12 protein-coding genes are annotated in these 12095 nt (G+C 48.7%); 9 read left to right on the forward strand and 3 right to left on the reverse strand.

Features of this window, described 5'->3' with window-relative positions; genetic code table 11:
* Nucleotides 1-95: 95 nt before the first annotated feature.
* Complete coding sequence (locus LG219_RS08210; RefSeq protein ID WP_226764026.1) at nucleotides 96-3152, forward strand: EAL domain-containing protein; 3057 nt, start codon at nucleotides 96-98, stop codon at nucleotides 3150-3152.
* Nucleotides 3153-3452: 300 nt separating this feature from the next.
* Here LG219_RS08210 and LG219_RS08215 read toward each other — a convergent pair whose 3' ends face one another.
* Nucleotides 3453-3719 (reverse strand): acyl-CoA-binding protein, encoded by a 267-nt coding sequence (locus LG219_RS08215; RefSeq protein ID WP_226764027.1) that lies wholly within the window; start codon nucleotides 3717-3719, stop codon nucleotides 3453-3455.
* Nucleotides 3720-3857: 138 nt separating this feature from the next.
* Here LG219_RS08215 and LG219_RS08220 point away from each other — a divergent pair, with 138 nt between their 5' ends.
* From LG219_RS08220 to tnpC, 7 genes are all read left to right on the forward strand, one after another.
* On the forward strand, nucleotides 3858-4733 hold the full coding sequence (locus LG219_RS08220) for a D-amino acid aminotransferase (RefSeq protein WP_226764028.1): 876 nt from the start codon (nucleotides 3858-3860) through the stop codon (nucleotides 4731-4733).
* Nucleotides 4734-4738: 5 nt separating this feature from the next.
* Nucleotides 4739-5038 carry a YbeD family protein gene (locus tag LG219_RS08225; protein ID WP_226764029.1) on the forward strand — a complete coding sequence of 100 codons (300 nt, stop codon included), beginning with the start codon at nucleotides 4739-4741 and terminating at the stop codon, nucleotides 5036-5038.
* Nucleotides 5039-5047: 9 nt separating this feature from the next.
* A complete protein-coding gene (gene lipB / locus LG219_RS08230) occupies nucleotides 5048-5683 on the forward strand; it encodes a lipoyl(octanoyl) transferase LipB (protein WP_226764181.1) in 636 nt (211 codons plus the stop codon).
* 22 nt (nucleotides 5684-5705) lie between these two features.
* Nucleotides 5706-6698, forward strand: a complete 993-nt coding sequence (lipA, locus tag LG219_RS08235) for a lipoyl synthase (RefSeq protein ID WP_226764030.1) — start codon at nucleotides 5706-5708, stop codon at nucleotides 6696-6698.
* Between the two features lie 205 nt (nucleotides 6699-6903).
* On the forward strand, nucleotides 6904-7236 hold the full coding sequence (tnpA, locus tag LG219_RS08240) for an IS66 family insertion sequence element accessory protein TnpA (RefSeq protein ID WP_226764031.1): 333 nt from the start codon (nucleotides 6904-6906) through the stop codon (nucleotides 7234-7236).
* A complete protein-coding gene (gene tnpB / locus LG219_RS08245; RefSeq protein WP_226764032.1) occupies nucleotides 7233-7574 on the forward strand; it encodes an IS66 family insertion sequence element accessory protein TnpB in 342 nt (113 codons plus the stop codon). Before tnpA ends, tnpB begins: the two co-directional genes overlap by 4 nt.
* 94 nt (nucleotides 7575-7668) lie before the next feature.
* Nucleotides 7669-9240: an IS66 family transposase gene (gene tnpC, locus LG219_RS08250; RefSeq protein WP_226764033.1), complete on the forward strand. Its 1572-nt coding sequence runs from the start codon at nucleotides 7669-7671 to the stop codon at nucleotides 9238-9240.
* A gap of 43 nt (nucleotides 9241-9283) precedes the next feature.
* Here tnpC and LG219_RS08255 read toward each other — a convergent pair whose 3' ends face one another.
* The gene (locus LG219_RS08255; RefSeq protein WP_226764034.1) at nucleotides 9284-10882 is read right to left on the reverse strand and encodes an NAD+ synthase; all 1599 of its coding nucleotides are present in this window, start codon (nucleotides 10880-10882) and stop codon (nucleotides 9284-9286) included.
* 153 nt (nucleotides 10883-11035) lie between these two features.
* Here LG219_RS08255 and LG219_RS08260 point away from each other — a divergent pair, with 153 nt between their 5' ends.
* Entirely contained in the window at nucleotides 11036-11479 is a 444-nt protein-coding gene (locus tag LG219_RS08260; RefSeq protein WP_226764035.1) for a hypothetical protein, read from the forward strand.
* Here the strand turns inward: LG219_RS08260 and LG219_RS08265 are convergent.
* On the reverse strand, nucleotides 11476-12093 hold the full coding sequence (locus tag LG219_RS08265; RefSeq protein ID WP_226764036.1) for a TetR/AcrR family transcriptional regulator: 618 nt from the start codon (nucleotides 12091-12093) through the stop codon (nucleotides 11476-11478). The genes LG219_RS08260 and LG219_RS08265 overlap by 4 nt on opposite strands.
* Between the last annotated feature and the right edge of the window lie 2 nt (nucleotides 12094-12095).

Consider the following 12095-nt stretch of genomic DNA (forward strand, 5'->3'; position numbering starts at 1 on the left):
ATGACTGATGGGTAATAGATGTTTTTATATTCAGAATAAAGCACAATCTTACGCTACTGAGGTTTCACTTTATTTATTTCATCGAGAAAGACTGCGTGACCAATACCCTTTCTAATTCAGAGCAAGCAGAATCAAGAGATTCTTTAGGGCGAATTCGTCATGTTCTGGTGGCTTTGTTTATTTGTGTTTTTGTTGCCACCTTAGTCATACAGGGTATTTCGATTTGGCGCAGCTATCAAGCGGCGCTCGCTAAAGCCGAGCAAGAAATGCTATTGCTCACCCGTGCGTTTGAAGAACATGTTGGTCGCACGATGGAATCGACCATGTTTGCTTTGTCGGCCATTGAGCAAGATGCGGTCTTTCAATCTTGCGTCGCCGTAAAGGACCCCGCGTGCTTGCATGCCTATCTACAGCGGGTTGTGGTTCGATATCCGCAATTAAGTAGTCTGGCTTTTGCCTGGGACACCGGCGAATTAGCCGCTTCCAGCGTGAAACATCCGATTGCAAAAATCAATGTCGCAAACGCACAATTTTTCCGTGTGGCAAGGTCACGTCCACAAGCGCGATATTATATCGCCGAGCAGCAAAGCGACCCAATCATCCAGCACGATGTGATTCCATTTGTAACCGCTATTTTGGATAGCAAAAATAATTTTTCAGGCGTTATTGTTGCGGGACTCAATCCGGATTATTTTCAAAAGTTTTATAATTCAATGGCCAATAACAAAGATATCGTGATTCGATTATTTCGTGATGACGGTATTTCTTTGGCACGCTATCCTTTTTTAGCCGGTGAAGTCGGGCGGGATATATCGCATCAAAATTTCTTTGAACGTGTATCTAGTGGTACCGAGAAGGGCATTTTTTATGAAAGTCATTCTTTAGATCAAGCTGCAAAAATTTATGGCTGGCACCGGGTTGTTGGCTGGCCATTGGGCGTTTCAATTGGTATTGATCGAGATGCCGTGCTAGCCACTTGGTGGCGAGAAACATATATCACACTGGGAATTGCGTTCACCTTGCTTTTGGCCGGATCCGCTTTACTCATTTATGTATTGCGACAATTAACGCGATTAGAAAGAACTGAGGCTGATTTATATTTAACTAAAGTCGCCATTGAAAATGGTGCTGATATGGCCATTTGGCTTGATCCGGCGGGGCATATTCGCTATGTGAATGCCACAACCTGCCATCGATTTGGCTATGCCGAGCATGATTTATTGGCCATGCGTTTCCGAGATATTAATCCAGATTTTAAACCCGATAGTTGGCCTAAATTTTGGAATTTATTACGTCAACATCGACATTTATTTGACGAGATTTGTTTGAAAACCCGCACTGGAGAATCATTTCCGTGTGAAGTGCATTCCAATTACATTTTATTTAAAGGCCAAGAATATAACTGTGCTGTGGTGCGAGATATTTCGGAGCGGCGAATGCAAGAAGAAGCAATCGTTAAATCTGAACAGCAATTGCGTTTGGCTTTAGAGGCATCGAGTACGGGTTTATTTGATATGCCATTAGATGGCCGTCGAACCGCGATTACCAGCCCAGAATATGATCGTTTATTAGGGTATGAACCAGGTGAATTGGTTGAGACTTTTGATAAATGGAAAGAACAATTACATCCCATTGATAAAGAGCAAGCTGTTTCGGCTTATCGAGACTATTACGCCGGACATTCGGCGCAATTTGCGGTTGATTTTCGTCGAAAAATTAAACGCGGTGAATTTCGTTGGTTTCAAACCCGAGGCAAATTTGTTGATTTTGATTCACGCGGTAAACCCAGTCGTTTAATTGGCACCATGACTGATATTACTGAACGTAAAGAAGCGCAAGATCGAATTACTGAATTGGCCAATTTTGATAGTGTTACCGGTTTAGCAAATCGTAATTTATTGCGTGATGAGCTGCGTTTGGCCTTGGCCAGTGCTGAAAAATATAATCGAAAACTCGCGGTGTTATTTTTAGATTTAGATCGCTTTAAAACCATTAATGATTCTTTGGGCCATTCTGCCGGTGATATGGTGCTGTCGCAATTGGCGACGCGTTTAAGGCAAATTGTCGGTAAGCAAGACATTTTATCTCGCCTCGGTGGTGATGAATTTGTTTTAGTCTTGGCCGATCTACCTAATCCGCTGATTGCCGGTGATGTGGCTGATCGAATTTTGTCGTCGTTTCAGCAATCCTTTACTTTAGAAGCGGGTAACTTTGCAACGTCGACGTCGATTGGGATTAGTGTTTTTCCAGATGATGGGCATGATCCTGATGTGTTAATTAAAAATGCCGATGTGGCAATGTATCAGGCCAAAACCAATGGTCGCAATAATTATCAATACTTTACTGCCGATATGAATGCGCGGGCTTCGGAGCGATTGATTTTAGAAACCAGCATGCGCAATGCGCTAGAAAATAATGAATTTGAATTGTATTTCCAGCCTCAAGTCAGCCTAGAAACTGGGCTAATTATTGGCGCAGAGGCCTTAATTCGTTGGCATCATCCAGAGAAAGGCTTGGTTTCGCCGGTCAAATTTATTCCGATTGCTGAAGAGTCACGGATGATTTTACCGATTGGTAATTGGGTGATGCTCGAGGCGTGTCGTCTTGCTGCCCAGTGGCAACGTGCGGGATTGGCCCCAATTACCATCGCCATCAATATGTCGCCGATGCAATTGCATCAGGCCAATTTATTGCAACTGATTCAAACTGCACTGGATCAATCAGGGTTGGCCGCTCAATATCTCGAAATTGAAGTGACTGAGTCGGTCATGATGCAAGAAGTGGAGCAGGTGATGCTCACGTTGCAGGGCATTAAACGGCTGGGCGTTAAATTGTCTTTGGATGATTTTGGGACCGGTTATTCCAGCTTGGCGTATTTAAAGCGTTTTGCATTTGATAAATTAAAAGTCGATCAAAGCTTTGTCAGTGATATTAGTTCAGATCCGAATGATGCGGCGATTGTGATGGCGATCATCGGTTTGGGCAAAACGCTAGGCATGTCGGTGTTGGCTGAAGGGGTCGAGACCGAGGCGCAATTGGCATTTTTGCGCTCGGCAGGAACGGATTCGATTCAAGGCTATTTATTTAGCCAACCCATCACTGCCGCGCAATTTGAAACCATGCAAATACAAAAAAAGGGTTTAAGCCTCTAGGGCCTGTTGACGTTTGGTTTTCAGTCGCTGCTTACGCGATTTTCGCGGCAGATCAAGGCATTTTATGCGACCAATAACCCGTTATTCGAGCATGAAATAACGCAGATATGCCGCGAAAAGCGCCCAGCCCCTAGGGTTTGGCTGCGGCTTTTTGAAATCAAGTCAGCCTGACACTGCGTTGAAAAACGCTTGCATAGAATGACTATGCCACGCGTCTTTCGCCTTGTTTCAGGCCAAAATCAGCACAAACGCGATCCGCAAACCAAACGTCAACAGACCCTAGTAATACCCCCTGGGGGTTTATTCGTCTTTGGCTTTTAATTCGTCCACTAGCGCAATATACATCTGCATTGCGCTGTCATTGCTGGTGCCAATTAATTTGGCCCATGCATCGTATTTAGCTTGCGCAACAAATTGAATGGCAGAAGGACGATTGCCGCTGACGTCGCCTTCGCTGCCTTGCTTATACAGCGCGTAAAGGCGTAACTTGGTTTGAACGTCGGGGGCATCATTAAGATTCACTACTTCATCTTGTGCGGTTTTGAAACGGGCAGCTAAGTCGCTCATGGATCCACCTTATGAAACGTTTGTTTGAAAATACTGCTGAGTATAGACTGAGAATACAAATCTCTCCAAGCCCTACGAATCAATTGCGCCACATTGCGACGCAGTGTCGTAACGGCGCTTTATTTGATAGGATCTGCCATGCAAATACCGCATAAAATTGCTTTTTTAAATGGTCAATTTGCGCCGTTGGCTGAGTTAAAAATCTCGGTTATGGATCGAGGTTTTTTATTGGGTGACGGCGTTTATGAAATGATTCCGGTTTATCAGCGGGTTGCTTTTCGCTTGGATGAGCATTTGGCGCGGCTAGCTCATAATTTGGCCCAAGTTAGCATTGAAAACCCGTATTCGAGGCCAGCGTGGCGTGAGCATATTCAGACCCTCATCCAAGCGCAAACGTTTGTCGATCAATCGATTTATTTACAAGTATCGCGCGGTCCCGCGTATCCGCGCCAGCATGCTTTTCCGCTACAAGCCACGCCGACGGTATTGATGTTTGCCGATCCCCTTGAGCCGCCACCAGCGCAGGCCATTGAATCTGGCGTCAGTGCGATCACCTGCGATGATCTTCGCTGGCAGCGTTGTAATATCAAGGCCATTTCTTTATTGGCTAATGTACTGGCCAAGCAAGAAGCAGTGGATGCGGGCGTTGCCGAGGCGATTTTATTGCGCGATGGCGTTATGCTTGAAGGTGCTGCGAGCAATATTTTTATCGTTAAAGACGCGGTAATTTATACGCCAGCGCCGTCAAATTTAATGCTCACAGGAATCACCTATGACGTGATTTTAGAGCTGGCTCGCCAGCATGCTTTGCCACTCCAGCTCGAGCGAGTTACGGCACAGATGCTGCGTGAAGCGGATGAAGTTTGGTTGACGTCTTCATCGAAAGAAATTCTCGCCATCGTGAATTTGGATGGGCAAGCAGTAGGAAATGGCCAAGTTGGCCCCATATATAAAACCATGTATGGTTTGTACCAAGATTTTAAAATGACGGTGATGCACCGTGGACAGGAGTAAGCATAATGGTAGGTTTTACAGATGTACCGAGTCAGAAACTAGAAGATTTAGTCACATTTCCGGTCTTAATTCCTGTGAAAGTAGTGAGTCATAAAAGCATTAGCCATGCTGAATTTGTCAAAGAAATTGTCCAAGTCACGCAAGGATTGATCGCTGATTTTGTAGAAGACCAAATTGAGCATCGCGCGTCAACCAGTGGCAATTACCATGCTTTAACGTTGATGATTACCTTTGAAAATGTTGAGCAAGTACACGCGCTTGACGCCGCTTTACGCGCGCATCATATGGTTCGTATGGTGCTTTAAGTGCCAGATTTGATTGTAAAACAGTTAGGGCAAGTCGATTATTTGCCGACCTTTGAGGCGATGCAGGCATTTACCAGTCAACGCGGAGCTAGCACGCCTGATGAATTGTGGTTGCTGGAGCATCCGCCGGTATTTACTCAAGGCTTAGCGGGTAAACCTGAGCATATTTTGAGCCAAAGCGCGATTCCGATCGTGCAGATCGATCGGGGTGGACAGGTCACCTATCATGGTCCGGGGCAGTTGATTGCGTATTTATTGCTCGATTTGCGACGGCATAAGTTGGGCGTGCGCGATTTAGTGCGCTTGCTTGAAAACAGCGTGATTGCGGTGCTTGCTGATGAGGGCATTACCGCCTATGGCAAAGTGGATGCGCCGGGCGTGTATGTGATGCTGCACCGTGAGGGTTTTGATTTTGAAGCTAAAATTGCCAGCTTGGGTTTGCGGATTAAAAATGGCTGTTGTTATCATGGCTTGGCATTGAATGTCAGCATGGATTTAGCGCCATTTCAGCAAATTAATCCTTGTGGCTATCAAGGCTTGCAAGTCACGCGCATGCTCGATATGGGGATTAACAAGACACCCGCAGATTTGTTCGGTAAAATGGCCGACAAAATTCTTCAACAAATCAAGCAATTACCCGCATAAAAAGTACGGTAATTCGGACGATATGACAGATCAAATCAAAGAAGGGGCCAGCGTGCCCACCAGCAAACCGGCAAGTAAAGAAGTCGGTGTTAAGTTAAAGGGTGAAGCGAAAACGGCCCGTATTCCGATTAAAATCGTTCAGCTTGAAACCAAAATCAAAAAGCCCGAATGGATTCGCGTGCAAGCGGCCAGTCATAACAGCCGCTTTTATGAAATCAAACAGATTTTGCGTGAGCAAAAACTGCATACGGTCTGTGAAGAAGCAACTTGCCCCAATATTGGTGAGTGTTTTGGTAAAGGCACCGCCACCTTTATGATCATGGGCGACATCTGTACGCGGCGCTGCCCGTTCTGTGATGTGGGCCATGGCCGACCGAATCCGCTCGATGAGAATGAACCGCGTCACTTGGGCGAAACGATTGCGGCATTAAAGCTCAAATATGTGGTCATTACCTCGGTTGATCGGGATGATTTACGCGACGGTGGTGCCGCGCATTTTGCGGAGTGTATTCAAACCACCCGTCAATTGAGCCCAGAAACGCAAATCGAAGTGCTGGTTCCCGATTTTCGTGGCCGGGTTGAATTGGCGCTGGAAACCTTCAAAGACGCTTTGCCTGATGTGATGAATCATAATTTAGAAACCGCGCCGCGCCTGTATAAGCAAGCGCGCCCGGGCTCGGATTACCAGCATTCATTAGACTTGCTCAAAGAATTCAAACGCCTTTATCCAGCAGTCAGCACCAAGTCGGGCATTATGGTCGGCTTGGGTGAGACTGATGAAGAGGTGTTCCAAGTGATGGCCGATATGCGCGCGCATAATATTGATATGATTACCATCGGTCAGTACCTGCAGCCATCCAACGGTCACTTGCCGGTGCTGCGTTATGTGCATCCAGATCAATTCAAAGTCTTTGAAAAACACGCCTATGAATTAGGCTTTAAACATGCGGCAGTAGGCGCAATGGTTCGATCTAGCTACCACGCTGATGAGCAAGCGCATGGCGCAGGAGTTTAGTCGTTAACGCTTCGAAGTCCTGAATGCCAAATACGATTGTGTATCCAACAAAAATGCCCCGAATCAATCGGGGCATTTTTGTTTTACTCGGTAACAAGGTAAGGGCTCAGCCTTACCTAGAGGTAAATTGTAAGGGCTCAGCCGTTCCACCTCAATTGTCGTTTTAATTCAGGCATGCTGCGCTTTTGATTTTTGGGAGCGCACCATGGGACGGTGGATTGATGCTTTGCAATGGGTGCAACGTTGGCAGGCTAGTGGTTTAACTCAAGCCGAGTTTGTCCGAGTGCACCAGCTTAAACGCACTACTTTTTCCAGTTGGCTGCGCCGTAGCCGCCTCGAATCTGCCGACGCATCTTCAGCTGCAATCACCGAACCGCAGATCGCCCCGAAACCATCGGCTTCAAGCATCGTGCCCGCACAATGGCCCGCACCCGTTGCGGTGCAGTTGCAGTTGAATTTCCCCTCCGGCGTAACCCTGACTTTGCCTGCGGCGACCGATCCGGCTTGGGTCGCGTCTTTATTGCGCGGTTTGGCATGATGCCGCCATTCACTTCGCTGCAATTGGTCGTCGAACCGGTCGATATGCGCCTCGGTATCGAGGGTTTGTCGGCCAAGATTCACGCCAGTTTGCAGCGTTCACCCGTCGAGGGTGCGGCGTATGCCTTTCGCAATCAGCGCAGCAATCGCCTCAAAGTGTTGCTGTGGGATCGCTCTGGCGTGTGGTTGGCGCAACGGCGTTTGCATCACGGTCGATTTATTTGGCCACAATCGGGCGATGCAGTGTTTACGCTGGATGCGGCGCAGTGGCAATGGTTGGTGAGCGGTGTCGATTGGCAACGACTCGCGCCGCCACCGCTAGCAGAATACGTCTACTAATTCACGATGAGGATGGATAAAACAGTTGTCGCAGTATTGCCCTATATAACATGAAAAATATGATTTGTAGGGCAATACCCTGTAAAATCAACACATGGACCTCGCTCAAGAACTCGCCAATTCAAACCTACCCGCCGCAGTCCGCGCGGCGATTTTGGCGCAGTCTGAGTTACTCACCCAGCAAGATCAACAACTCAAACAATACGTCTCCGACATCCAAAATAAAACGCAAACCATCGAAGCGCTAACGATGGAATTGGCCTATCTGCGCCGCATGCGTTATGGCGCCAAGACCGAAGTGATGAGTAGCGAGCAGCGGGATTTATTTGAAGAAGCGCTCGATGCCGATATGGCCGCGCTGGAAGCTAAACTTGCCGCCGAGCAAGCCAACAACACCCCCGAAGTCAGCAACAAAACGCCACGCATTCGCGCAGGTCGCCAAGCCTTACCGGCGCATTTACCGCGTACCGATATGGTTCATGAACCTGAGTCGTGCACCTGCGGCCAATGTGGTCAGGGTTTGGTTAAAGTCGGTGAAGACATTAGCGAGCAACTGCATGTGCAACCGGCGGTATTTAGCGTGCTGCGCCACATTCGCCCGCAATACGCTTGCCGCAGCTGCCAAACGATGACCGCCGCGCCGATTCCGGCGGCGATCATCAACGGTGGTTTACCCACTGCTGCGACTTTAGCTTGGGTGATGGTCAGCAAATACGTCGATCATTTACCGCTGTATCGGCTACGAAAAATCGCTGAACGCAGCGAAGTGCCGTTAGCAGAAAGCACGCTGGCCAGTTGGGTCGGCACCGTCGGCTGGTGGTTGCAGCCGCTGGCGGATCGATTGCGTGAACGACTGAAAGGCGAAACGGTGCTGCATGCCGATGAAACGCCGGTCAAGCAGCTTGATCCGGGCAAAGGCAAAACCAAAACCGCGTATTTATGGGCGTATCGCAACACGCCTTTGAGTGGCAGTGCGCCGATCATTTTGTTTGATTATCAAGGCGGTCGCTCGGGTCAACACGTCCGCGATTTCCTCGCCGATTGGCAAGGTCAACTGATGGTCGACGATTACGGCGGCTACAAAGCGCTGTTCAAAACCGGCGTGATTGAGCTGGGCTGTTGGGCGCACGCACGACGCAAATTCTTCGAATTGCATCAGGCCAACGGTAGCGCCGTGGCGTTTGAGGCATTGCGCCGAATTGGCGAACTGTATGCGCTGGAAGCGCAGGCCAAAGATTTAAACCCCGAACAACGCCGAGCGCTACGGCAGCAAGCAGCGCAACCTAAACTGCTCGAATTCAAGATTTGGTTGGATGAAACTGGCAGCAAAGTTGCGCCCAATAGCGCCCTGGCCAAAGCGATCATTTACAGCCAACGGCGCTGGGCCGCGCTTGAACGCTACGCCCACAGCGGCATCGCGCCAATCGATAACAATCCGGTCGAAAACAGTATTCGGCCGATTGCGATTGGCAAAAAGAACTGGTTATTTGCGGGCAGTGAACGTGCCGGCCAACGCGCTGCCGCGATTCAAACGCTGCTGGGCACCGCCAAACTCAACGACCTAGACCCGATGGCCTGGCTCACCGACACCCTAGAAAAACTCCCCACTTGGCCGAACAGCCGCATCGACGAATTACTACCGCTACGAGCGCTAACAGAAAAATAAGCTTCAAAGTGGTGGAGCGGCTGAGCGCTTACGAAAAAACGATTTAACGCGTAAAACGCTGGGTAATTGGCATTCGCCAATCTTTACCAAACGAGCGCTGAGTAATGCGTGGACCAACAGGCGCTTGGCGGCGTTTGTATTCGTTGATTTTGAGTAAACGCACCACCTTATTCACATCCGCCTCGGGATAGCCTTTCGCAATAATGTCGGCGATGCTGAGGTTTTCTTCGACATACGCCGCTAAAATCGCATCAAGCACGGCGTATTCAGGCAAGCTGTCTTGGTCTTTTTGGTCGGGACGTAATTCAGCGGAAGGAGGGCGAGTAATAATGCGCTCAGGAATCACCACCCCTTGCGAATTACGCCACAGAGATAAGCGATACACCAGCGTTTTGGCGACGTCTTTTAATACCGCAAAGCCGCCGGCCATATCGCCATACAAGGTGGCATAGCCGGTGGTCATTTCTGATTTATTACCCGTGGTGAGTACCAGCTTGCCGCCCTTATTTGACATGGCCATCAAGAGCATACCCCTAATACGGCTTTGCAAGTTCTCTTCGGTGGCGTCCATTTCAGTGCCGGCAAATTCGTCTTTTAATCCGGCCATCATGCTTTCATACATCGGCCAAATTTCGATTTCTGAATATTGGCAGCCAAGGATTTCAATCATTTCGCGTGAATCGTTCACCGAAATATCGGCGGTATAGCGCGACGGCATCATCACCGCGTGGACTCGATCTGCGCCTAGTGCATCTACCGCAATTGCCAAAGTAAGCGCCGAATCAATCCCACCCGAGAGACCAAGTAGCACACCGGGGAAGCGATTTTTGCCAATGTAATCTTGCACGCCCAGTACCAAAGCGCCGTAAATACTGGCTTCAATGGACTCATCAAGCGCAATCGATGCGGTTTGGAGGTCGCCATCAATAAAATCGCAATAGCCGATTTGGCTGCGATACGCCGGCAATTGCAAAGCCAATTCGCCGGATTTATTCAGCGCAAAGGAGTGGCCATCAAACACCAGCTCGTCTTGGCCACCAACCAAATTGCAATACACCAGCGCTAAATCATTTTCTTCCACGCGTTGCTGGGCAATTTCGCGGCGCGTGCTTTGTTTGGCTTGGTGAAAAGGGGACGCATTGAGCACCAATAACACCTCGGCGCCTTCATCTTTGGCGGCAGCGGCCGGCTCGGTATCCCACAAGTCTTCGCAAATGGCGATGCCGACTTGCACGCCATTTTGTTCAAAGACCAAAGGCACACAGCCTGGGGTGAAGTAACGCACTTCATCAAAAACGGCATTATTTGGTAAGAGTAATTTGTCGTAACGACCGAGGAAGTTGCCATCCCGAATGACGCACGCTGAGTTAAAAATTTCGTCCCCGCTCACCGATGGGTAGCCAAGTACCAAGGTAATGCCGTCAAGCTCATCAATGAAACGCGCAATTTTTTCGCGACATTGCTGTAAAAAAGCCGGACGCAGCAATAAATCTTCCGGTGGATAGCCAGTGAGGGCCAGTTCTGGGGTGAGTAAAATATCAGCACCAGCCGCCGCAGCTTCGCGAGCCGCAGCAAAAATAAGCTCGGTGTTGCCATCAATATCACCAACAATAGGGTTGATTTGAGCAAGGGCGATTTTCATGAGCGATCGTGGGCGAGGTAAAAACGCTATTTTAGCGGGATGCTGGCCGGTGTGGGCGCAAATTGACGTGGTATTGCGGCGTATGGCGGGTATTTATTGCCATCGACAAAATTAGCCGTGCATTGGCCGTGATTGAATAGGCTTTAAATCGTCGTGCTGGCCTTATTCATTTATGCTTGGCAGATTGTTTTTTTTGTCAGTGATTACTTGCTATTTGATAAGCAAAACACTAAAAAAATGAAAGAAGAGAGTGACTTAGCGGATGCAGTCGGTGCAGCATGCAGTGCATTCTTCCTTTGTTTGAGCGAGCAAATTATGCCATTTGATGAAGTATTTCCAACGCATTTTAATACCTTATCGCGCAATCCATTTCCACATGTGTTGATTGAACAAGCCTTATTGCAATTGGGTGGTGGCAGTGTTGAGGGGAGTAAATTTGCCAAGCAGGCGCTCACTGCAGCAGGATGGCGACACGCCAGTGTCGTATCGTATGGCAAATATCCCGAAGAAGCCGCCACGGCGTTTAATAAGGTGAGGCTGGTGCTGGTGGACGACCCCAATGCCGAACAACTGATGCAGCGCTTAGCTGCTGCTTAATTGGCTTTGCGGTAGGCGCGTAAAAAGACGGTGACGGCGCTAATCACGTGTTGCTCGATCTGAACCGAGCTCGGGTTGCGTACTGAGAGTTGCATTTGGCGAATAATGCCGGCATCACTGAGCGCCAATAATTGTTCCGCGGCTAATCTCGCGTCATCGATCTGCAGTATTTCATCTTGGTTCAGTTGCGCCAAATAATCGCTCAGTAGTTGCACCACCTGCGCTGGACCTGATGATTCGATCAGTTGTCCCAGCGCCGGAAACTGCATCACCTCTGCCAATACAATCCGAAATAATGCGGCTTGCTCTTCTTGCAATAGGCTACTGAGCCATTGCTTTGCAAAGCGCGCTAATACCGCTTCAATCGGTGCATCTCGTAATTGGGCCAGCGTTGGCAATTGCGTTTCGCCGGCGCATTCGCCCGCAATTAAGGCGACAAACAGCGCTTCTTTGCTGTCGAAATAATTATAAATCGTGCCTTTGGCAACGCCGGCCGCTTTGGCGATTTTTTCTACGCTGCTGTGGGCAAAACCCAATTCAATAAAAACGCGCCGAGCGCCATCCAGAATTTGCTGGCGTTTGGCCGAGTTCATCTTGTCATTGTTGCTTGGCATAT

Origin of the sequence: Deefgea salmonis, from assembly GCF_020531905.1 — a bacterium.
GTDB classification, from domain to species: domain Bacteria; phylum Pseudomonadota; class Gammaproteobacteria; order Burkholderiales; family Chitinibacteraceae; genus Deefgea; species Deefgea salmonis.